28 protein-coding genes are annotated in these 20,733 nt (G+C 59.1%); 8 read left to right on the forward strand and 20 right to left on the reverse strand.

Features of this window, described 5'->3' with window-relative positions; genetic code table 11:
- Nucleotides 1-2 precede the first annotated feature (2 nt).
- The 5 genes from KUG43_RS01755 to KUG43_RS01775 all read right to left on the reverse strand — a co-directional run bounded on the left by KUG43_RS01755 (nt 3) and on the right by KUG43_RS01775 (nt 3,483).
- Nucleotides 3-1,547: a hypothetical protein gene (locus KUG43_RS01755; protein WP_216905453.1), complete on the reverse strand. Its 1,545-nt coding sequence runs from the start codon at nt 1,545-1,547 to the stop codon at nt 3-5.
- Between the two features lie 286 nt (nt 1,548-1,833).
- Entirely contained in the window at nt 1,834-2,106 is a 273-nt protein-coding gene (locus KUG43_RS01760; RefSeq protein ID WP_216905543.1) for a NifU family protein, read from the reverse strand.
- A gap of 69 nt (nt 2,107-2,175) precedes the next feature.
- Nucleotides 2,176-2,454, reverse strand: a complete 279-nt coding sequence (locus tag KUG43_RS01765) for a type II toxin-antitoxin system VapC family toxin (RefSeq protein ID WP_216905455.1) — start codon at nt 2,452-2,454, stop codon at nt 2,176-2,178.
- A gap of 278 nt (nt 2,455-2,732) precedes the next feature.
- Nucleotides 2,733-3,263 (reverse strand): PIN domain-containing protein, encoded by a 531-nt coding sequence (locus KUG43_RS01770; RefSeq protein ID WP_216905457.1) that lies wholly within the window; start codon nt 3,261-3,263, stop codon nt 2,733-2,735.
- Nucleotides 3,264-3,288: 25 nt separating this feature from the next.
- Nucleotides 3,289-3,483, reverse strand: a complete 195-nt coding sequence (locus tag KUG43_RS01775; protein WP_502988569.1) for a hypothetical protein — start codon at nt 3,481-3,483, stop codon at nt 3,289-3,291.
- A 120-nt stretch (nt 3,484-3,603) separates the two neighbouring features.
- Between KUG43_RS01775 and lepA the strand changes: the two genes are divergently transcribed.
- The gene (lepA, locus tag KUG43_RS01780) at nt 3,604-5,412 is read left to right on the forward strand and encodes a translation elongation factor 4 (RefSeq protein WP_216905468.1); all 1,809 of its coding nucleotides are present in this window, start codon (nt 3,604-3,606) and stop codon (nt 5,410-5,412) included.
- A gap of 148 nt (nt 5,413-5,560) precedes the next feature.
- Here the strand turns inward: lepA and KUG43_RS01785 are convergent, their stop codons facing one another.
- The 5 genes from KUG43_RS01785 to KUG43_RS01805 all read right to left on the reverse strand — a co-directional run bounded on the left by KUG43_RS01785 (nt 5,561) and on the right by KUG43_RS01805 (nt 7,681).
- On the reverse strand, nt 5,561-5,977 hold the full coding sequence (locus KUG43_RS01785; protein ID WP_216905470.1) for a type II toxin-antitoxin system VapC family toxin: 417 nt from the start codon (nt 5,975-5,977) through the stop codon (nt 5,561-5,563).
- Nucleotides 5,974-6,213: a FitA-like ribbon-helix-helix domain-containing protein gene (locus KUG43_RS01790; protein WP_286194303.1), complete on the reverse strand. Its 240-nt coding sequence runs from the start codon at nt 6,211-6,213 to the stop codon at nt 5,974-5,976. Before KUG43_RS01790 ends, KUG43_RS01785 begins: the two co-directional genes overlap by 4 nt.
- A 113-nt stretch (nt 6,214-6,326) precedes the next feature.
- Nucleotides 6,327-6,854, reverse strand: coding sequence for a type II toxin-antitoxin system VapC family toxin (locus KUG43_RS01795; protein WP_216905471.1), 528 nt, complete (start codon nt 6,852-6,854; stop codon nt 6,327-6,329).
- Entirely contained in the window at nt 6,844-7,092 is a 249-nt protein-coding gene (locus KUG43_RS01800; RefSeq protein ID WP_216905473.1) for a FitA-like ribbon-helix-helix domain-containing protein, read from the reverse strand. The genes KUG43_RS01795 and KUG43_RS01800 overlap by 11 nt, the downstream gene beginning before the upstream one ends.
- A gap of 358 nt (nt 7,093-7,450) precedes the next feature.
- Complete coding sequence (locus KUG43_RS01805; protein ID WP_216905475.1) at nt 7,451-7,681, reverse strand: hypothetical protein; 231 nt, start codon at nt 7,679-7,681, stop codon at nt 7,451-7,453.
- A gap of 1,363 nt (nt 7,682-9,044) precedes the next feature.
- Between KUG43_RS01805 and KUG43_RS01810 the strand changes: the two genes are divergently transcribed.
- A complete protein-coding gene (locus KUG43_RS01810; RefSeq protein WP_216905477.1) occupies nt 9,045-9,662 on the forward strand; it encodes a hypothetical protein in 618 nt (205 codons plus the stop codon).
- Nucleotides 9,663-10,003: 341 nt separating this feature from the next.
- Here the strand turns inward: KUG43_RS01810 and KUG43_RS01815 are convergent, their stop codons facing one another.
- From KUG43_RS01815 to KUG43_RS01845, 7 genes are all read right to left on the reverse strand, one after another.
- Nucleotides 10,004-11,524: a class I SAM-dependent methyltransferase gene (locus KUG43_RS01815; RefSeq protein WP_216905479.1), complete on the reverse strand. Its 1,521-nt coding sequence runs from the start codon at nt 11,522-11,524 to the stop codon at nt 10,004-10,006.
- 62 nt (nt 11,525-11,586) lie between these two features.
- Nucleotides 11,587-11,940: a hypothetical protein gene (locus tag KUG43_RS01820; RefSeq protein WP_216905481.1), complete on the reverse strand. Its 354-nt coding sequence runs from the start codon at nt 11,938-11,940 to the stop codon at nt 11,587-11,589.
- A gap of 190 nt (nt 11,941-12,130) precedes the next feature.
- Nucleotides 12,131-12,691 carry a prepilin-type N-terminal cleavage/methylation domain-containing protein gene (locus tag KUG43_RS01825; protein ID WP_216905483.1) on the reverse strand — a complete coding sequence of 187 codons (561 nt, stop codon included), beginning with the start codon at nt 12,689-12,691 and terminating at the stop codon, nt 12,131-12,133.
- 3 nt (nt 12,692-12,694) lie between these two features.
- Nucleotides 12,695-13,240 (reverse strand): GspH/FimT family pseudopilin, encoded by a 546-nt coding sequence (locus KUG43_RS01830; protein WP_216905485.1) that lies wholly within the window; start codon nt 13,238-13,240, stop codon nt 12,695-12,697.
- Nucleotides 13,241-13,244: 4 nt separating this feature from the next.
- Nucleotides 13,245-13,826 carry a prepilin-type N-terminal cleavage/methylation domain-containing protein gene (locus KUG43_RS17190; RefSeq protein ID WP_216905487.1) on the reverse strand — a complete coding sequence of 194 codons (582 nt, stop codon included), beginning with the start codon at nt 13,824-13,826 and terminating at the stop codon, nt 13,245-13,247.
- Between the two features lie 2 nt (nt 13,827-13,828).
- The gene (locus tag KUG43_RS01840; protein WP_216905489.1) at nt 13,829-15,514 is read right to left on the reverse strand and encodes a hypothetical protein; all 1,686 of its coding nucleotides are present in this window, start codon (nt 15,512-15,514) and stop codon (nt 13,829-13,831) included.
- A 646-nt stretch (nt 15,515-16,160) separates the two neighbouring features.
- Nucleotides 16,161-16,772 carry a hypothetical protein gene (locus KUG43_RS01845; RefSeq protein WP_216905491.1) on the reverse strand — a complete coding sequence of 204 codons (612 nt, stop codon included), beginning with the start codon at nt 16,770-16,772 and terminating at the stop codon, nt 16,161-16,163.
- Nucleotides 16,773-16,895: 123 nt separating this feature from the next.
- Between KUG43_RS01845 and KUG43_RS01850 the strand changes: the two genes are divergently transcribed.
- The 6 genes from KUG43_RS01850 (at nt 16,896) to KUG43_RS01875 (ending at nt 19,493) form a co-directional block, all read left to right on the forward strand.
- Nucleotides 16,896-17,327, forward strand: coding sequence for a hypothetical protein (locus KUG43_RS01850; protein WP_216905493.1), 432 nt, complete (start codon nt 16,896-16,898; stop codon nt 17,325-17,327).
- The gene (locus KUG43_RS01855) at nt 17,324-17,731 is read left to right on the forward strand and encodes a type II secretion system protein (protein ID WP_216905496.1); all 408 of its coding nucleotides are present in this window, start codon (nt 17,324-17,326) and stop codon (nt 17,729-17,731) included. Before KUG43_RS01850 ends, KUG43_RS01855 begins: the two co-directional genes overlap by 4 nt.
- Entirely contained in the window at nt 17,718-18,215 is a 498-nt protein-coding gene (locus KUG43_RS01860; RefSeq protein WP_216905498.1) for a GspH/FimT family protein, read from the forward strand. Before KUG43_RS01855 ends, KUG43_RS01860 begins: the two co-directional genes overlap by 14 nt.
- Complete coding sequence (locus KUG43_RS01865) at nt 18,212-18,781, forward strand: prepilin-type cleavage/methylation domain-containing protein (RefSeq protein ID WP_216905500.1); 570 nt, start codon at nt 18,212-18,214, stop codon at nt 18,779-18,781. The genes KUG43_RS01860 and KUG43_RS01865 overlap by 4 nt, the downstream gene beginning before the upstream one ends.
- Before the next feature lie 74 nt (nt 18,782-18,855).
- Nucleotides 18,856-19,101 carry a FitA-like ribbon-helix-helix domain-containing protein gene (locus KUG43_RS01870; protein WP_216905502.1) on the forward strand — a complete coding sequence of 82 codons (246 nt, stop codon included), beginning with the start codon at nt 18,856-18,858 and terminating at the stop codon, nt 19,099-19,101.
- On the forward strand, nt 19,101-19,493 hold the full coding sequence (locus KUG43_RS01875) for a type II toxin-antitoxin system VapC family toxin (protein WP_216905504.1): 393 nt from the start codon (nt 19,101-19,103) through the stop codon (nt 19,491-19,493). Before KUG43_RS01870 ends, KUG43_RS01875 begins: the two co-directional genes overlap by 1 nt.
- 265 nt (nt 19,494-19,758) lie before the next feature.
- Here the strand turns inward: KUG43_RS01875 and KUG43_RS01880 are convergent, their stop codons facing one another.
- The 3 genes from KUG43_RS01880 to KUG43_RS17195 form a co-directional block, all read right to left on the reverse strand.
- Nucleotides 19,759-20,010, reverse strand: coding sequence for a type II toxin-antitoxin system VapC family toxin (locus KUG43_RS01880; protein ID WP_216905506.1), 252 nt, complete (start codon nt 20,008-20,010; stop codon nt 19,759-19,761).
- A 77-nt stretch (nt 20,011-20,087) separates the two neighbouring features.
- Entirely contained in the window at nt 20,088-20,237 is a 150-nt protein-coding gene (locus KUG43_RS01885) for an AbrB/MazE/SpoVT family DNA-binding domain-containing protein (protein ID WP_286194304.1), read from the reverse strand.
- A gap of 37 nt (nt 20,238-20,274) precedes the next feature.
- Nucleotides 20,275-20,610, reverse strand: a complete 336-nt coding sequence (locus KUG43_RS17195; protein WP_353617901.1) for a Uma2 family endonuclease — start codon at nt 20,608-20,610, stop codon at nt 20,275-20,277.
- Nucleotides 20,611-20,733 lie beyond the last annotated feature (123 nt).

The raw sequence follows: 20,733 nt of genomic DNA on the forward strand, positions 1-20,733 counted from the left end.
GCTCAGGAATAGGTGAGGCGCTTGACGGCTCGGGTGACGTAATCAATGACAAAGGATTCGTAGAAAGAATCATCGCTGCCGCAGAACTTCATCAGGCTGCAGACGCTTTCCACATCACTTGGAGAAATCGTGACGGTGATATTGCCGTTGGCCCTGAAATCGTTTGTCCAGATCACCCCCTTGAAATCCGGTGTGCCGCCCATTTCGATGTTGCCGAGCGGGAAGTACAGGAACATGCTCTGGGAGGCGCCGTTGCCGTTGCCGAGATCCAGGAACTGGGCGCCGCAGGGGGCGGGGGCCCCTGGGGCGCAGCCGAACAGGGCCAGGTCGGCGGCGCGTGGGGCCCCCTGGGTGGTGGTGGTGCAGGTGATGGCACCGACATTGGAATCGCACTGGAAGATGCCCGAGGATCCATTCCCCCGCGTGACGCTCTTCTGGCCACTGGTGGAGGCGTTGGGGAAGTGCAACCGCACTGGGATTGAACTGTCAGCAGTGGTCCCACTGGTGTCAAAAAACAGCTCAACGTTGTTGCTGGTGCTGAGGCGGTTGAGGCTGCAGGAGATCGTCTGGAAGGTGCCTGGGGGCGAGGCGCCACCGTTGACATCCTCCCGGGTGCAGAGCGTGTTCCAGGGGGCCGGCCAGCTGGCGAAATTGCGGCTGGCCAGGGTCAGGTCGCTGCTCACCGTCACGTTGCAGCTGGCCGGTGGCGAGGCGCTGCGGCAGGTGGTGTTGGCGGTGGGCAGGGGGGGAGGCAGGTTGATGTCGACCACGTTCACGCTGGTTCTGGAGAGGCCGTCGACGCAGCCCGATGGGCTGGTGGCGATGCAGGTGACCGGATCGACGTTGAGGTTGTAGGCGCCTCCGGAGATCACCAGATCGCCGGTGTTGTCATCCGCGGCCCCGGCGATGAAGCCGAAGCCCGGGGCCAGGGCGCAGCGGCGGATGTCGTTACCGAAGGCATTGCCCAGGCCGCGCAGGCTGCGGTCGAGGCACTTGGGCACCACCTCCAGGGTCTGCTGCAGGGTGCTGGTGGCCACGACCGACCCGCCGCGCAGGGCGAAACCGCGCACGGTGAGGGTGAGTTCACCGGTGCGGGGAGCCACGGCGGCGGCACCGCTCATGGGGTTGGCCAGCGTGCCCTGCCTGACGAGGGCGGCCGTGGCTCCGGAGCAATCCACGTCCACCAGTCGCCAGCGCTGCTGGGAGCCATCGCCGACGTTGAGCGTCTGGGCGGTGGGGATCGCGTTGCTGGTGGGGAAGGTGGTGCCGATGTTGGCGAAGGCCCGCCCATCCACCACCTTGATGGCGTTGTTGGCGGCGATGGCGGTCGGCGTGGCCGTCTCCAGCAGGCAGGCGTTGACCAGGAGCTGGCGGTTGCGGTGGCGGTTGAGCTCACTGACCACGGCCGCCATGCCGATGTCGGCCGCGGCCTTGGCGTCGCGACTCTGGCTCTGATAGGCGGAGGCCAACTCGGCCATGCTGGATCGGTTCGAGATGGCCAGACTGCCGAGCAGCACCGCCATGACGATCAGGAGCGTCGCCGCCATCGATCCCCGCGAACCGGGGCGACGCCGGAGGTGGCTTGCGGTTTTGGAAAAGTCCGCCAGTGTGCGGAGAAGCAGTTTGCTTGTCATCGCTTCCAACCTCCGCCAGCAGGGCCAAGAATCTCTGTCGTTGCAGCGTTCTTACTGCAACTTCAAGTTAGGACCAGATCGTCTCTGGTTCTTGAGCTTCGGGGTTGAATCCGCTGGGCGGTGCTGAAGAGAACGCTGACAATCGGACAAAAAAAACCTGCCTGCCGGCAGGGAAAGTTCAGAGCCATGAAGGAAAGATTCAGAGCACCTGCACCACTTCATTCACTTCCGGGATCGCTTCGCGCAGCTTGCGCTCGATGCCCATCTTGAGGGTCATGGTGCTGCTGGGGCAGGAACCGCAGGCGCCCTGCAGACGCACCTTCACCACCGGTCCGTCGATCTCAACGATCTCGACGTTGCCGCCATCGGCCATCAGGTAGGGGCGCAGCTCGTCCAGCACCCGCTCAACGTTGTCGATCGTCAGGGCCCGGGGGTCGGTACCGGCGTCGGGGCTGGCGGTTTCGGTGGTCATTTCGGTGGTCACTTCGGTGGTCATGGGTAGGAGAGGGATTTGTCAGGAGCCTAGGAAGCCTGGGCCGGATCAGACGAGGCGCACGGTCGGTCCGTAGGGCGCCAGCTGGTGTTCGTTACGCAGGGACAGGCAGCGGAAGCCCTGTTCCGGAATGCTGCGGTCCACCTGCGCCAGGTCGGCCGAGAGGCGTCCGAGCGACGTCTTGATGGCCATGTCCCAGAGCGACGCTTGGCTGACGAACACCTCCTGGCCGGCTTCCTGCAAGAGGCTGACCACAGAGCTGGGAAGGCGTGAATCGGCGCTCAGCCACCACAGCACCAGATGGGTGTCGAGCAGCAGACGTGCCACGGGCTCCATGGATGGGGAAAAGGTTGGAGACGAAAAGATCGTCGAGAGGAGCGTCGAAATCGTCAGACACGCTGATCGCGCCAGCGAGGACTCCCGGTGGGGCGATCACAACCTCCTGACCAGCCTCCACCTGCTGCAACAGACGGGACAGGTGGGTCTTGGCCTCGTGCACGTTCATCTGCACAGGGGCGAGAGGGGGCCCAGACGGGAGAGCCGACGAACGCCCACGGCAGGTGGCAGGGGATCGATTCCAAGCCCGCCTATCCCATCGACAAGACCTATGGGGCCTTCCTCCATCGGGAGCTGTCCGTGTCCTGGCTCGTGTTGCTCACGTTGCTGGGGGGTCGCCACCGGATCGATCCCGTCCTGACCAGGACGGTTTCAACCGTGGCGTCGCTGAGAAAGTAACCGTTGCTGTACAGGTCCAGCAGCACCGGGCCGGCGGCGGGGATCAGCCCGCGCAGCCGCGCCATGGCCACCACCGCAGCCGTGTCGGTGAGCTCGAGATCCAGCCGGCGGGCTTCGGCGCGTCCGGCGCGGTCGTCGAGGATCAGCAGCGATTCCAGACCTCGCTGGTGCCTCCCCAGCGCCAGGGCGATGCAGCTGGCTTCTCCAGAATCGACGCCTGGGTTGAGCGGGTGGTAAGCCTCTGCTCGGCCCGGTTCACTGAGGTGCAGCCAGCCCTCGACCCGGGCTGCAGCGAGATCCTCCTGGCCGGCAAAGAGAGCAAGGTCTGGCTCCGGCCCTGTGATCCGAAGTTCCGCCGCAACGGCCGGCGTGATCAGGACCTGCCCGAAGACGTTGCGCACCAGGTATCGGCGATCACCGCTGGGATCAAGTGCTAATGGCTGTGGCGTTGAGCCCGAGCCAGCGGCGGGCGGCCTCCAGGTCGGAGCCGGTGTCGGCCGGATCGCTGGAGCTGAGTGGAATCCTCAGGCTGGAGAGCAGCTCAAGAAAGTGCGGCAGTGGCAGGCCAGCGATCCGGGTCGCGGCAGCGGTGGAGATCGAACCCGACTGGACCAGAGCCATGGCATCAGCCTCGGCCGCACGGATCACCGTGGAGGGGTTGCTCTTGAGCTGGCGGCTCGGTATCGCCTCTGCCGCCGCTGCCTAGGATCGATCGAACCTGTGGTGGGCCGCTGTTCCCCTATGACCGACGTTCCCGCCCAGCGGATCCGCAATTTCTGCATCATCGCCCACATCGACCATGGGAAATCGACCCTGGCCGATCGCCTGTTGCAGGACACCGGCACCGTGGCGGCCCGGGACATGCAGGCCCAGTTCCTGGACAACATGGAACTGGAGCGGGAACGGGGCATCACGATCAAGCTCCAGGCCGCCCGGATGGAGTACAAGGCGGCTGACGGCCAGACCTACATCCTCAACCTGATCGACACGCCGGGCCATGTCGACTTTTCCTATGAGGTGAGCCGCAGCCTGCTGGCCTGCGAGGGCGCCCTGCTGGTGGTGGATGCCAGCCAGGGGGTGGAGGCCCAGACGCTGGCCAATGTGTACCTGGCGCTGGAGAACGATCTGGAGATCATTCCGGTGCTGAACAAGATCGATTTGCCGGGGGCCGATCCCGACCGGATCAAGGCGGAGATCGAGGCGATCATCGGCCTGGATACCTCCACGGCGATCAATTGCTCCGCCAAGACCGGCCTGGGGGTGCCTGAGATCCTGCAGGCGGTGGTGGACCGGGTGCCGGCGCCGCCGGACCAGGTGGACGAACCGCTGCGGGCCCTGATCTTCGACTCCTATTACGACCCCTACCGGGGTGTGATCGTCTATTTCCGAGTGATCAGCGGTGTGATCGCCCGCAAGGACAAGGTGCTGCTGATGGCCAGCGGCAAGGTGGTGGAGCTTGATGAGGTGGGCGTGATGGCGCCCGACCAGCGCCAGGTGGAGAGCCTCCATGCCGGTGAGGTGGGCTATCTGGCCGCCTCGATCAAGGCGGTGGCCGATGCCCGCGTCGGCGACACGATCACCCTGGCGGCCAATCCAGCGGCCGAGCCGCTGCCCGGTTATGCCGAAGCCACGCCGATGGTGTTCTGCGGCCTGTTCCCCACCGATGCGGATCAATATCCCGACCTGCGCGAGGCCCTCGACAAGCTGCAGCTCTCCGATGCGGCGCTGAAGTTCGAGCCGGAAACCAGCAGCGCCATGGGCTTCGGCTTCCGTTGCGGCTTCCTGGGCCTGCTGCACATGGAGATCGTGCAGGAGCGGCTGGAGCGCGAGTACGACCTCGACCTGATCGTCACCGCCCCGTCGGTGATCTACCAGGTGAACATGATCGACGGCAGCACGTTGATGGTGGACAACCCCGCCACCCTGCCCGATCCCCAGAAGCGGGAATCGATCGAGGAGCCCTACGTGAAGCTGGAGATCTACACCCCCAATGTGTACAACGGCGCCCTGATGGAGCTGTGCCAGGAGCGGCGTGGTGAGTTCATCGACATGAAGTACATCACCACCGACCGGGTGACGCTGCACTATGAGATGCCGTTGGCGGAAGTGGTGACCGACTTCTTCGATCAGATGAAGAGCCGCACCAAGGGCTACGCCTCGATGGAGTACAGCCTGATCGGCTATCGCCGCAACGAGCTGGTGCGGCTCGATGTGCTGATCAATGGCGAGCGGGCCGATCCGCTCACCACGATCGTGCATCGTGATAAGTCGTACAACGTGGGCAAGAGCCTGGTGGAGAAGCTCAAGGAGCTGATTCCCCGGCAGCAGTTCAAGATTCCGATCCAGGCCTCGATCGGCAGCCGCATCATCGCCAGCGAAAGCATCAGCGCCATCCGCAAGGACGTGCTGGCCAAGTGCTACGGCGGTGACATCTCCCGCAAGAAGAAGCTGCTCAAGAAACAGGCCAAGGGCAAAAAACGCATGAAGGCGATGGGGCGGGTGGAGGTGCCCCAGGAGGCGTTCATGGCGGTGTTGAAGCTGAATCAGTGAGGATGGCTTCTACATCCCCACCCGGTATCCCGACAGCTACCCGGAGGGCACACCCTGTAAACATTTCGGCAGACTGCAGAAGCTTGCACAGCCACCAGAGCTGGAGTGATGGCCGCCAGCACCACAGACATCGAGGCCTGGCCATTCGCTAAGGCCAGGGATTGATCAGGTCGAGGCCCAGCCCTGTGAAGTCGCTCACGTTGCGGGTGGCCAGTTGGGCGCCTTGGGCCAGGGCGGTGGCTGCGATCACCGCATCGGCCGTGGTGATGGGTCGTCCCAGCTGCTCCCGCCGGGCCAGGAGCTCGCCGTACCACTGGGCAGCCTCCCGGTGGAAGGCCAGCACGCGATTTCCCAGCAGGGCCGTCACCAGCGACTGCCAGCTATCCAGCAAGGCCTGCTTGCGGCGACCCGCCGGCAGCTGGGCGAGGCCGTGGAGGATCTCGGCTTCGTTCATCGCCGTGATGGCCACCTCCGCTGATGCGAGGCCATCCGCCCAGGCCAGCACCGCCGGCTCTGGCTGGGGACGCATCAGTTCGGCGATCACGTTGGTGTCGAGAACGATCACGTCGGCAGATCCAGCTCCACCCCGCCGAGGGCGGCGAAATGGGCCTGGATACGACTGCCCAGGCCAGGGCTGCCAGCGGTGGCGGGCGGCGGGAGTACGGCCTGGCGCAGGATCGTGAGAGCTTCCTCCTCCATCGAGTGTCCGTGGCGGGCGGCCTGCAGTCGCAGCTGGGCCTTGGTGGCGTCGTCGAGGTTGCGGATCGTGAGAGTGGCCATAACGACTTCCGCGCGGGTCATGCTGTCAGTGCTAGCAACGCAAGCGATTGTGGTCAGGTTCTACTGGTGGTTGCGACCATGCTTGTGTGGCACCAGGTGATGCGCCGTCTGATTCATCCGCCGCCGCTGGGGTGTCAATGAAGACGCGCATCAGGGCCTGCCATGGAGCGACGCACGGGTCCATGGCTCATCGCTGGAGCTTTGGCAAGCGGGCGGCTCTCCGTGAGGCGGGCCAGATCCATGGCGGCCGGCAGGCCGGGTCTGGGCGATTTGAGCTTGCCCAGCAGCCGCTGATCGGCCGTGATCAGGGTGGCCCGTTCCCGTTCCGCCAAGGCCACGTAAAGGCAGTGGTAGGCCGGGTGGTTGAGCTCCAGGCACCAGTGGCCGGCCCGGGCCAGTAAGGCCGTGGAGGGCGCAAGGTGGCTGAAGGGTTCGGCGGCGCGGTGCGCCAGCATCTGGAACTGCTCGGCGGTGATAGCCCCCAGGCGCAGGCTTTTCCAGCCTGCGTTCAACAGCTCCACCAGCACCAGATCGGGCGCCAGCAACACGGCCGCTGATCCTGGCTCCAGAAGCCAGGCGGCCTGCTCAGAGCCCGGCACGGCGGCAAACCAGGCGAAGGCCACCGACGCATCCACCACCCAGGTGGTGGGTTCAGCGGCCATCCCGGTCCTCCCGGATCAGGGCCGCCACGTCCAGATGGCGGCCGGCGGCCGGAGTTGTGGCCCGCAGGCGGGCCAGTTCATCGCGCAGGCCAGACGTCCCGTGTCGGGCGGCGTCGGTGAGGAGGTCGCGCAGGCTCTGCTCCAGGGAGAGACCCTGGACACGGGCGCGGGCCTTGAGGGCTTCCACCACCTGATCATCCAACTGGCGGATCAGAACCTGCGCTATGGCTGCACCCACCTCTTGATAGCATGCATGATAGCGAGCAAGGACTCCTCCACGCCAGCCGACCCGTCAGCTCCGTCTGGGATCCATGGCTCAGGTCTTCCGAAAAGAGGACAGCACAGCGATTGCGGATCGCTGCTGCCACGATCAAGGCATCGATCACCAAGGTGCTGTCTGGGCTCACCACCTCGAATCCAGAGAGGGCCTCCAGCAGCCCACTGATCTGCTGATCACTGAGCGGTGGTCACAACTTGCGGGTCGCGACGGAGCGCAGTTCGATCAAGACCTGGGTGCTGATCACCACCTCGTGCTTTTGCGTGACGTCCTCCAGCCAGTCGGTAGGCCCACAGGTTGGTGTCAATGAAGACGCACATCAGGGGCGCCCATGGAGTGATTCTCGGGTCCAGGGTTCAGCGCTGGCACTGTGGCAGGAGGAGGCGACGGCCTCAAATCGGGAGAGAGCCTCCAGCCGGCGGCTCCGGGCATCGACGTAGTGGGTGAGGAACTCCCTCACCAGGGCATTGACAGTTGTGTTCTCACGCAGGGCGACCTCGCGGGCCCGCTGGAGCAGTGCGTCGTCGAGGGCAAGGGTGAGGTTGGTCATGGCTTTACTTTGCACGGGATCCGTGTAGCACGGTGCCGACCGCAAGGAGGTGTACAACGCGGCGGCCATCCCGGTCCTTACGGGTCAAGGCCGCCTCAGCCAGGCTGGCTCCATGGCCGTTTTGCACTCCGGGTACACCCTGTGAACATTTCGGCTGACTCCAGTGTCAACACTGACTACGTCATGCCACCACCAGCATTGAATGGGTTCGTGTTGCGCAGGCACAGCTAGGTCCACCTTCCTGAGCAAGCAAACTTGTGGGTATGTTCGGCCCCCATGGGCGCGGATATGACCATTTGGGAAGCGATCTTGATCAGTTGATGGTGCTGCAACAGTGGGAGCTGCCGATCTGAAATGGTACACAGCGGTTCTCCCTCTGGCCACCGATCATCTCTTTTATGGCCACTAGGAGTGTGAGAGCCGGCTGGATTTGAACCCCTCCCCAGCAGGGACGGGCTTGAGCCTGAACCTGCCGGGCCGATCGATGAGATCACCTTGGCCAGCATCATTTGTGAAGGGTTTGAAGCTTGTCGCTCCAAGCATATCTTCAACTCGGGAAAATTCTTGGCTGGCATGTAAGCTTCTGCTCAGTCCTGCACAATTCCAGCTCTTGAGTCACATCAATCTCAACCTATTCTATACACAGAACACCAATGGGGGCTCGTCACTCCTTTGTCTGGAATGTGCAGATAGGGAGAAAACGGAATGTTTCGGTTGTTGCTAAGATGACCATGGCTTCTTGCATGCCTTCGCCATCATCCTATGAAACCGTCTCCGGAACGCGCGGTGATGCCATAGAGGGGCGCGGCTTTGAATCTCACTCTCTCAGCGCGTCTGCGGAGTCTGAGAGTGGGGACGAAAATCCAGTAAATGGTTACTGTCACTTTAATGACGCGAGTAGACAAGAAACGACAGAACATGTATCCAAAGATCTAGTTGCAGATACATCATGTGTCACCTTATGGCTTTGATGCAAATCGCAAATACCCACATTGAGGCACAGATCATCTTGGTGTAATGAGTCTCCGGGTCTGCGTTGTCAGTCCTTTGGAGGGTGATACTGAATGAATAGTCTTTGCCATGATAAAGAGCGGATTCTGTCGAGAGACAACGCCATTCCCAGCTCTAGCAGATTGCGTTGACAGCGGATTTATGATCTCGGCTAAAGTCCTTTCACTAAGATGTAAAGCAATCTTAAGTGTCATTTCATGGTCTTCGCTGCAGTGATTTGCAAGAAGGGATATGGTCGGTTGACTAATGCTGGTACTTTGCTAAAATCAAACAGAAGCCAATATGCCGTTGATGATTTAATGCACGACTAAGCAATTCTCCTTTTGTTTTAATTCCGTACCCACTTCTTCCAATGGCAATTCTACATTCTTTTGATCGAATCAGGCTGAAGGCATCCTCTCTCGTGAAGGTGTCGAGAATTTCTGTTATATGTGCGGTTGCGCTTGCACTATCTGAACAACGACCCGCTTCTGCAATAGTCATATCTGTTCCTGGGTATGGCCTCTACGATATTCAAGTACAAGAAGTTAACTTTTCTAGTCTAAATCCGCCTGCGCCGCAGATGCCATGGTGGGGAAATCAATCTCTTGCCAACCTCTTTGCTACTTCACTGGGCTCTGGCTTGGGTCCGGTTTTTCAGAACGTAGGTCCTTTCTTCGCATGGGATTTTGATCCGAATTCCAATGACGTCGCTATGGATGCTTTCTGCATAGGTGGTCCATGTTTTGGTTTTGTTGGGACTGGGGATGTTGCGTACTCCTTTCCGCTCAACGGCGCTCAGCTTGATCCTCCTGTGGATCCTGTTTTTGATGGTGTACCGTTCCCTTGGGCTGTAGCCACTCCAGTTCCGGGCGATGTTCCAGGTCCGTTGCCAATTCTTGGTACTGCCTTTGCCTTTGGCTTCAGTCGCAAGCTTAGGATGCGGATTAAGTCAAGCCGAACAGAAGGGCCCTCGGCTCCTCACGGCTAGTCAACTTTTAGATACCTTCCATTCTCGGCCTTTTCTCTGGGCGCTGATTCTCAAGATAAAGCCGGTCTTTTCATATTCGCTGCCGGTCACTATGATCGGCAATTTTATTGCTTACATAGGCTGTGCTTTTGTGTAGAATCCTGGCTGCACGAAATCTGTAAAGCTGTGCTGCCATGAGCCTTGCAAACATGTTTGAACGATGATGCTAATTCCTGATAATTGTTTCAGCTAAATGGCTGATTGATGGGACGCTGGAGGCATCTCGCTTTATGAATGGCTTGCCAGCCTATGCAATTCTAATAACAAAAAGATCTTACCAATCGGAATTAATGCATCTTCCACTAATCTTTGCTATTGGATGGTAAGACACCAAGAGAATGGAGGGTAGGAATCCTTTGAGATGCAAGATTCTCTACAAGGGATTCTATGAGCTTACGCTGCTCGGCGGCGTCTGAAATAGGCTCCTTGGTAGGGCGAGTTAATTCAATACCTAAACTAGATAGACCCATAAGCACAAAAGCAGTAAGCACATCGCCTTGTAGGCCATCACTGATTGCCTGCGTGCTAATCAGTTCTACTAAGTTGAAGCTTACACAGGTGCCAATATTTGGTGCAATCAGCCAAGAATAGGATTGACCTTCTTGCATCTGTGCGGTGATGAATTGATTAATCTTCTGGCTAGACTCTCTGGCTTGATCAGCCGCGTCTCCGCGATCGATCCCGATTCGGTTGACATGGACGAGGAGGGCAAGGGCACGAAGGAGATCACCCAAGGCTTCCCCAGTGGTGCTCTGAATATCTGAGAGAGAGCTAGGACTGCCCGCCAACGCCATCTCAATTGTATGGCAGCCATCGAAATGTCCGAGGATTTCTCCAAAGCAGGTGGGGAAGCGATAAGCCTCTACGCTTGGAGCTTCGAGAAGGCGAAAACGCAATCCCCCAAGACGTTGTGCGGCACAAGCAGGGGGCATAACTTCTATGCCACGAACAAAAACGTCACGCCTAAAATACTTGTTGGTGGCAAGATCTAGCAGTGTCTGCCTAATGATTGGGTCTGTTTCATTGAGTATAGTGGGCTTAAGTTGATCAGCAACTAAATCATCAAAAATCTCTGGCAACGTAGCTGACGAAATGAATCTAAGCTTGTGCTCTGTGCATAACTTATGCATGTCAGCAACACGAAGTGGCGCCCAGTGTTCACATGCATACTCATGGGCCAAGTATGTGGTCGAAAACCTTGCAATGGACTCGAGTTCATCGAATAGCCTTGGGGAAGACTGTAAAAGTGCTAAAGGCGATTCCTGACTGCCAAGTAGACTAATTAAATTTGTTCTTGCAGCTGTGAGAGCAGACCCTAGATCAGAATCCGCGTACCTTTGGCGTTCAAGGCTTACCATGTGCTGAAAGTTTGACATGGCCAGCCAGCCTGGATACGTGTTGTATGAGCAGTAGAAGAGTCCTCCTAGAGCGAGTGATTTTGAGACAATGCTCAGCAGAGCCTGCTGAACTTGTACAGATAGCCAACTAACAACTCCGTGGGCAACAATGTAATGAAACTCTCGTGTGGGTGAGTCTGAAGTTCTAAGGATCTGCGGATTCTTATCCAGTTCAAGAAAGTCCGCTTCAAGAAAGTGGATGTTCTTGAGACCCAATTGGCGGGCCAGTCTCAGTGCTTGTACGATGTGGTCTGGCTGGAAATCAACCCCCACAAACTGACCTTCAGGATACGCACCAGCAAGAAGACAAAGGCCTAGGCCTGTCCCGCATCCAAGCTCTAAATACTGAAATGGGATACCTTCTTTTTCTCTGGGAGGCCGTAATCCCTTCAGTAAGACAGCAAAGTCAAGCCAGTTTGGTGCCAACTCTCGATAGTAGTCACTCGTGTAGCTTGTTGAAACACAGTATCCATGGCTCCAAGGCACGTTCACTTGAGTTCCTCCTTATCGCATTTGGAGAACGCGGTTAGGGCATCAGGAATCAAAGGCAATCCATTACGGTATTCTGTCGGTATTAGCTGTTCAAGTTGTTTAATCAGCGCAGAATGTGCGTTTTCAGCATTAACCAATTCGTTGGTACTTGATCCAGGCCTTGTTGAAGCCTGTAGAACCATTGAGGTCGCCTTGTCTAGATGCTTAGATAGATCAATAGTCTCTTGTTGATGTAGCACACAATAAATGTAGCGCTCCTCGCCAGTTTTTGCAGTAGGAGTTCCAGGCTGGACTGAAGGCTCTGATTTAGCAGGGGATGCTGGAGCGGCTTGGGAAGGCTTCTTACGCATCTCCTGAAGACAAATGGCATATGACTTCTCGCTTCCACTGGTTGTGAATTCATTTTCCGCTTGAGCCCTACAGCGCTCTCTCTCTGATGCTGTTGATTGCCTCGTGGGTTGCTGGCAAGCTTGTAAGCAAAGAACTAGAAAAAGAGAAAAAAGCATAGAAAGCCGAATTGCCATTTTATGCATTGCAGAATTAGAACTGGGACAATCTCATGCGTACCGAACTCGCTAGCCCGGTGTATTCCAAACCATTTGATGACAAAGTAACGGTGTAAAATGGTTGTCGGCTTGATGCGGGTGCCGTTGAAGTGTTTGGGGTGAATGCAGTTACATTCTCAGAAAGAACCGACGTCACCGAACCTGTACCTAGTGAGCCGTTGTCGTTGATCGGTGGACCAGTGCGAGAAAGTGTTGAGCCGGCCAAGCTGTAGGTAATCAACGCCGTACCGGAACAATTAAAGGTGCTAAAGAGACTTAATGTAGATCCACTGGAAGATGCACATGATGCCTCACTGATCTCTGAGTCAAGAAAAAAGTTTATCTTGCCCCATTCATCATTCAGGGACCGAATAATCAGTTGATTGGTGCTGGTTTGAATCTGCGGAATCAACGATGTAGTCGCGGCAAAAAGGACTACTGCACCAATAGCCGAAACAATGATGAGTTCAACAATGGTAAAGCCGCCAGAAATGGAGGTTAAATGATGGACTGAGGTTGGCTGCCTTTCTTTGTTAGCGTAGTAAAAGCTTTTCATGGTTCAGAATCGAACTCCGAAGTTGTCGCACGCACCAGAGGTAAGGCCGTTGCTTGAACCGATTGTAATTAATCCTAAACCTGGTGAAATCCGAACACAGCGCGTAGGCCCAGCACCATTCATGCTCACTGCAAGCACAACTGGCGTGGTCATTTGCACGTTTGTGCCAGCCGAATTAACAGTTCCTCGTGGTGTGAACTTGAACTGGGTTGGACCCGAGGTTGTGATCGTGTAAGTGTCTGAACCTGATAGGGCGGTGATTCGAAGAGATTGAGTGGTCCCGCAGACGAATGGATTCGAAATAGTGGCAAATGCTGGGCTGACTGCTGTAATGGAGCCCGTAGAGATGTTGACGTTACAAACTGAGCCTTTAATGGCCGCGCGTCTCACAGCCTGCAGCCAGCCGGCCAACTCGCTTGCCACTGCGTTGACGCGCTCTCTTCGCCATTCTATTCCTGAGACAGTGATGGAGACTGCAGAAAGGATGCCAATAAGGGCAACCACAACCATCAATTCAGTAAGTGTGAATCCACCGAACTTCGTTTTCATAGCATTAAGGGCACCATGACACTGCTGTAGGGACAAACTCTACCGAGCGTAAGCCTTCTCCAGTATCCGTAATCGAATAATTGACTCGGTATCTATGGGCTCCTCTTTGGGTTGTGTTGGTGGCCCCATCGGCTCCATCAGATAAAATCGTTCGTGTAACACCAGCTGGTGATGGTACATTCGAACCAATCAAGCCAGCAAGGCCTGTAACTAAGTCTCCAGCGCTGTAATTGCAACGATTAACAAAAAAAGCTACGGACGTTGCATTGCTGGCGTCGGGGAAATAGCCTGTTCTTGTAGGATCTCCGGATGCAATTACACATGCCGTTCCGCTTGCACATGTGTACCGATCATTCAAACGCTGTATGCTGGCAAGGTCTTGATCTACAAGCGCTTGAAGCGAAAAGCGTCGATTTGTTGAGGCGGATACTTGGTTGGATCGTATGAAAAGATTGGCAGTTCCTGCTACGGCGATGACTAAAACCAATGTGGATGCCAGCAACTCTATTAGTGTAAAGCCTCTGCCGTTAGACGCACGGCACAGCCGAACATCCTTGGCGAGAGTAAAAGCAGGAAGGTAAGCCATAGCTAGAAGAATCTAAACTCTCTGACAGAGCGTAAAACGTAATCAATCAATGGTGGGGTGGTCTCCTGTCCGACCTCACCGGTGATTCCCATCAAGGCAGCGATGCTGTCCAGATCTGCTTGAGTTCCATTCAAAGTTGTACTCCCTTGTGTGTCAAAGCCGTTTTGCCAAGCAGCTCCTTGGAAACCACCAGAGCCTCCCGCAAAGAGAAGACCATAGGGGAAATATGTAAACCCGGGGCCAAAAGATCCATTGCCTACGTTGATGTCAAACTTCTGCGCGTACACTTGTGCGTTGGGCGATTTCCCATCACTAAAGGGCATTGTTGGACACTGGGTTATGTTGCACCCGAACCAAGCAAAATCGCCTGCTACAGGAGCAGTGGTTGTTGTGTTGATTTGGGAAATACTATTACTGCCGCTTCCATTGGTCACGGTTGGGGTCGTGGCGTTTATGTCTGGGTTCGGGAAAAAGAAGCGAATTGGTCCACCCGCAGTATCAAACCTTAGATTGCTTGAGTTGGTTAATCTATTGAAGCTGCAAACGGTAATTAATTTGCCGCTAATTGTTTCTTGCGCACAGATATTCCGTAGTGCTAAAGGCCATGCTGCGAAATTGTTGGTACTTAATGGTGAGGTCTTGTTGTAATCTACAGTATTTGTGAAATTGCATGTTGCATTTCCAAGGTAGGTTGCGGATGATCTTTGGCATTTGTTGACGACATCCTGAAGACTTGTGGTTAACAGTGGTAGCGCTCGGTCAACGGCTGGTGGCGTATAGACAATGGGGTTATAAGTTAAGTCAAATGGGGTGCATGTTCCTGTGGGGGTGATGCAGGTAGGCGTAACATTGATCTTGGTAGCATTTCCTGTGACGTCGAAAGTGCCAGTGCCGTTGTTTGCCGCGCCCGCAAGAAACAAAAGGCCGAGTCCGAGGGCGCATTTCCTCGTGTCATTTCCCCATACTGAATTGTAGCCATTTAGACTTCTGTCTTGGCACTTAGGCACAACTTCAAATGTTTTTCTAAGTGTTGCTGTGGCTACCTTGTTGCCTCCTTGGTAGGCATAGCCTTCAACCGTAAATGTGATCTCACCAGTACGCGCCGGAATCGTACTTGACCCGACCGAAACAGAAAAGTTTCCAGTGTTAACGACTCCAAAGCTTGACGACGTAACGTTCTGGCGTACCGAGTTAAGGGTTGGGTTGGATGTTGATATACTTTTTACTTGCCATCTTTGTTGGCTGCCATCGCCAACACTAATGAGTTGGCTGGCTAGTGTGCCTGATCCAAAGGTCGCCGAGAGATCTGGATTAAGAGCGGCCTTGCCCTGCAAACTTTGTGTAGAGAAAGTTCCGGGCGCTGCAGTCTGAATGGCAGAAACTGTTCGTAAGTTAAGCGATTCAGCGTTGACAAGCAAGGGCCGATTTCGGGGCCGGTTGAGTTCACTTACTAGTTGTGTCATCCCTGTCTCTGCTGCGGCGCGGGCGATGCGCCCTTGGCTTTGATAGGCAGAGCCTAGTGAGCCGAGGCTATTGCGGTTAGCAACGGCCAGCGTGCCAAGCGTAAGAACGAGGACTACAAAGAGGACAGCCAAAAATGAAAAGCCGTCATCCTCTGAGAGCTTCTGTTCTGTTGAATGCTTCGTTGACTTGCGAGAAAGAAGTTCGAGCAGCATCCGGTGGGTCATGGGATCTGCCTTCCTCCTAGGGCTTGAGAGCAATTTGCCAATTCTACTCCCCAGTGGTCCAAACTTTGCCGGTTTGTCAAGGCCTATCCCTTAATCGGCCAGGAACGGCAGCTCCAGCTTTGGCGGCTTCTGGCTAAAGTGAAGGGATCTGGCCTCTGATGAAGCAGGCCTTTGCAATAATTAGGTCATTCATCAAGCTGCTCCCCCTCGCGCTTAATGTGCAGTCGATTGGATGACAGACCTCCACTTCCCTTGGGCGTGCTGTATGGATCCGGCGCTACGCCGGCACATATCCGCATCGAGCTACTGAACTGATATAGCTCTTGAGTAGGTTTGTTCCTCAGTTAAGCCATCGGTGCAGCAGTGGTTTTCAGGAGATTATTGCGTCGGGTTCTTTCGTCTGTGCTTGGGTGAAAGAGCATGGCGTATTCTCATCCTTGCCATCAAATGTTCGTTTTTGCAGGTTATGAGCCATAACTGTAGCGTCGTTGGATCTATGCAAACTTCGGTCGATCAACGTAGCTGGCGGATACGTTACTCTCTTCTTGCTTCTCCAATATTGTGCCAGTTTTCTAAGCCTAGCCCCTTCAGATACTTTCAATTGATTTCCTGCTATGAGTGGCAGGAAGCATGGTGGCCGTCTGTTTCAGTCCCTGTCAGGAGATCGGTTGAGTTTGTGCTGTATCGGTCCCGTGGAGTCCGTTCGGAAGAACAATGCTGGTCTTAGCCCCACCCGTTGCATCTGCCGCCGTCCCTGCCGTTGCATCAGCAGCAATCCGGCACCGGTGACGCTTTGCAGCAGCAGGGTAGTGATCAGACGAAGGGGGTTGAGCAGGTCGTGCCGGAGCGGCGTGATGTCTCCCGTTCCGTGCTTCAGGTGGGCCACCGTCGCCGCGTCATGGATCGTGACCGATGGCAGCACCAGCAGCAGGATCAGTCCCACGGGCAGCAGCAACCGATGCAGATTTGCGGTCCAGGGCTGCTCGCGATGATGACGCCTGTGGCCGCCGCCGAGTAGGTACAGACCGAATCCCAGCGGTAGCAACGGCAGGGCTGGAGACAGGCCGATCAGTCCGCTGAGACGGCCCGCAGGAGCCTCCACACTCGCGAAGCTCCCCGCCAGAAGCAGGGTGCTCAGCTCCAGTACCAGCAACAGCAGCCCGACCAGCCGCAGTTGGCCCAGGGAATAGTCGAGCTGATGGCGGCCCACGAAGCCGTCGACCTCATCCCGCGTGTCCTTGCTCCTCAGGTGGGTCATGGCGGGCCGGACCTGGTGTCCTTGGGTGGGAACTCTGGAGGAGACGTCGCTGTCACCGCCATGCCTTCGTTGCTTTGCCGCCATCATCTCCCCCGATCACAGGGGTTCGTGTTGCCCCTGACCATGGGGGCCTCCCTGGTGCTGCTGCTGGGCAGCCTCTCGGCCCACACCGCCAGCCTCCAGGTGCGCCTGCAGGGGATCCGGGAGCAGCAGCAGCGCCTGGCGGAAGACCGGTTGGCCTCGGCGGGCCAGCAGCTGCTGGCCGACCTTTACCGCAGCCATCCCTGCCTGCTGCCACTGCCGTTGGCGCAGTGGGACTCCCAAGGGCTGGCCTGCGCGCCCGCCCCGGCGATCGCCTCCCTCAAGGCCGGCCAGGTGCTGGGCCGCTCCTACCGGCTGGTGGACTGGCGCCCGCAGCTGGCCCCGGCTGAACTGCTGCTGGAACTGGCCGCCGCCGGCAACGAGCCGGCGCGCCAGGGCGCCTTCGCGGTGCAGATGACACCGGCGCAGATCACCGACGTGCGCCTGGTGAGCCTGCGGGGGGTGGGGCCATGAGCCTGCTGGAACTGTTGATCGGATCGACGGTGTTTGCGGCCTCCGCGGGAGCCTCCCTGCAGCTGTGGGCCCTGGCGGGCGCCGCGGCTGTGGCCGAGGAACGCCAGCAACAGCGGATGGAGCAGGCCGAGGCCGCGTTGCTGCGGGCCGAAACGGCCCTGCGCCAGCTGGTCCCCGGCGGCGGCGACTGCGCCACCGCCACCACCCAGGTGCTGCAGCGGCTGGCCGCCGATCCCCTGGCCCCGGGGCTGGCGCGCCAGCTGGAGCCTTCGCCCAGCGGCGACGGGGTGGTGCTGCGGTTGGCGGTGGAGGGCGAGGCCACACCGCGGCAGCGGCTCTATGTGCCGGCCGTTCTGGGGCTCTGCGGGCCCGCGCCGCAGGGAGGGGGCCATGGCAACCCCTGATCCGGGCGGCTTCACACTGCCCGAAACCCTGCTGGCCGTGGTGCTGGTGGGCCTGCTGGCCCAGCTGGGGCTGGCCACCGCCAGCACGGAGCTGGCCGCCGCCCGGCTGGAGGGCGCCAGCCGCCGCGTGATGCTGGGGCTCGAGCGGGGGCGGGATGCTGCTCTGCGTCTGGGCAAACCCTGCGCCCTGGCGCTCACCGCCACGGGCTGGCAGGAACCCCAGGCCAGCAGCCTGCCGCCCTGCGAAGGAGGAGCCATCGATCTCGGCGAGGGCGTCGGCGGCGGACCGGCGGTAAGCCTCAGCCACAACCTGCCCGCGGCGGTGCGCTTCACCAGCAACGGCCTGATCATCGACGGCGGCACCGTGCTGCTGCGCACCGAGGGCACCGACCTGGTGCGCTGCGTGGTGGTGGCCCTGCCGCTGGGGATCACCCGCCTGGGACGGCAGGGGCCGGGCGGCTGCCTGCCGGATCCGCGGCCATGAACCGCCGGACGATCACAGCCACCGCAGCGGCGGGGTTCTCGCTGGTGGAGCTGCTGCTGGCGGCCTGCCTTGGGTTGCTGGTGTGGGGGGTGGTGCTGCAGGCGCTGGTGGCAGATGGCCGCCAGGTGGACCGGATGGTGCGCCAACTGCGCGAGCGGGGCCAGCAGCGGCGGGTGCTGGCCCTGCTGCGGGGCGATCTGCTGCGTGCCGAGCGTGTCGACCTCGCCCAGGGAAGCGGGGCCGCCTGCGGCCTGGGCGGCCGGGATCCGGTGTTGCAGCTCATCACGCCGGAGGGCCCGATCACCTACACGGTGGGAAGCGCCCCCAGCGCCATCTGGCGGGGCCGGGTGCTGATGCGCTGCGGCCCGGCCTTCGGGCTGCACGGCGAGCCGAGCGCCGGAGCGGCCCAGAACCGGGTGCTGCTGGATGGCCTCAGCGACCCTGGGCTGGCCGCTGCCCAGGAGCCGGACGGCCTGCTGCGCCTGCAGCTGCGGCAGGAGTTTGTGCCTGCGGGGGGTGGCATGCAGCGGATCGAAACAGAGGCGCGGATGGGGGCGGGAGGGTGAGAGAGGAGCTCAAGCTGCCGCAGCATGCCATCCGCATGCATTCCAAGTAAACTGCTTCAAGACCGGAGCCTCCCATGCCTTCCCTGCAGATCCGCGACCTGCCGGATCCCCTGCATCGACTGTTGCAGCGCCGGGCCAGCGCCCAGAAGCGCAGCCTGAGTCAGCAGGCCCTGGCTGATCTGGAAGCGATTGTTGGCGGGGACCCCAGGCAGCGGCGCCAGCTGGCGCTGGAGAGGATCGCCCAGCGCTGGCAGCAGCGGCCGGCGCTGCAGTGGGAGGAGGCGCCGGAATCCCTGATCCGCAGCGACCGCGAGCGCTGATGGCACCGGCGCTGGTGCTCGATGCTTCGGCGGTGCTGCGCCTGATCACGCATGATCCGATCGCCAGTGGCTGGGCGGAGCAACTCGGACAAGCACCGCTGGTGCTGGCCCCCGAGCTGATGCTCACGGAGGTGGCAAATGCGCTCTGGAAGCTGCAGCGCGGCGTTGGGCTGGCGGGCATGGATCCCCAGCAGCTGCTGGTGGACGCCGCCGATCTGGTGGATCAGATTGAGCCCGACCGCCATCTGCAGGTGGAAGCCCTGGCCCTGGCCTGCCATCTGAACCATCCCGTCTACGACTGTCTTTACCTGGCCCTGGCCCGGCGGGAAGCGGCTCTGCTGCTCACCGCCGATCAACGTCTGCGACGGCTGGCCGATCAGGTACTGCCCTGAATTGATGGAGACTGGGGTCTGCCTGTTCCTGTCCGCAGTCGACGTTGAGACCTTCCAGCTGCAGCCGGCTCCAGGATGGGGAGCAGCAGCAGGGTGGAAGAGGCTGTGAAGTATTTTCCAACCTGTACACAATGTACAGGTTGGAAAATGGCCTCTGGTATGGGTGAGTCAACTGTCGAGATCCACGACGGCTCTCTCTGCGCCTACTGAAGGTCAGCCAGCCCAAGGCTGGAGAGCAACAGCAGTGGCAGGAGACTCTGAACCATCAGCTGCGAATTATCAGCTCCACGTCGTTGAGGCCCTTGAAGTCGCTGTCCATTGTGTACAGCCTGGCCTGATGGGTTCTGGCCGTGGCCAGGATGATGCTGTCGGCCATGGGCAGTCGCAACGTGTGGCTGAGTTGTGCTGAGGCCATCGCGAGACGACTATCGAGATCCACGACAAGGCCTCGCTGCATCACTGCAGCCGCCTGAATGGCCTGTGCCTCACTGTCGTCAAGCAGCACCCATTTGAACACCAAGCCAGCGGGCCGTTAGTGAACACCTCAATCCAGCCCGAGGAATCCACGACGGCTTTCTCCACGCTCACAGGCGGTCAGCCTCCCGTTGGAAGGTGTTCTCCCCATGCAAAAAAAACACGCAGGGCCATCACCTGCAACTGCTGCCCCGGACAGAGGCCAAATTGATCGCGCACCCGCTTCGGGATCACGACCTGGTATTTCGGGGAAACGGTTGCAAGATCCATGGCCAAATCGTAAGACGGGATCCTGGTTGATGGCCGCTCAGGCCTCCCAGAGCTCCGCCAGCTCCAGCCTCAGCCCGGGGAATCGCTCGCCAGCCTCGAGCGCGATGGCTCCTTGGAGGCGCTGGGGTTCGCCATCGGCGTCGCTGCTCCAGATCTCGACAGACTGCTGTTCAGGGATCAGCAGCCAGCCCAGTTGGGCGCCATTGGCCTGGTAGGCGGCCATCTTGCGGCGCAAGGCGGTGAGGCCACGGGGGCCGGCGTCGCTGGGGCTGGCGAGTTCGACCAGCAGATCGGGGCAGAGGGGCGGGAAACCGCGGCGCTGCTGCGGGGTGAGGTCCTGCCAGCGCTCCAGACGCCCACGCGGTCGGTCCAGGCCAGCAGGCGCATCAACAAACGGCTGTTGCGGGCACCGGTTTCACCGCCTGTGGGCGTCATGTGGATGAGATGACCTTCGGCGCTGAGTTCCAGCACCGCCTGGGGGTTGGCGATGCACACA

Origin of the sequence: Synechococcus sp. CCY 0621 (assembly GCF_019038465.1) — a bacterium.
Taxonomy (GTDB): Bacteria; Cyanobacteriota; Cyanobacteriia; order PCC-6307; family Cyanobiaceae; genus Cyanobium.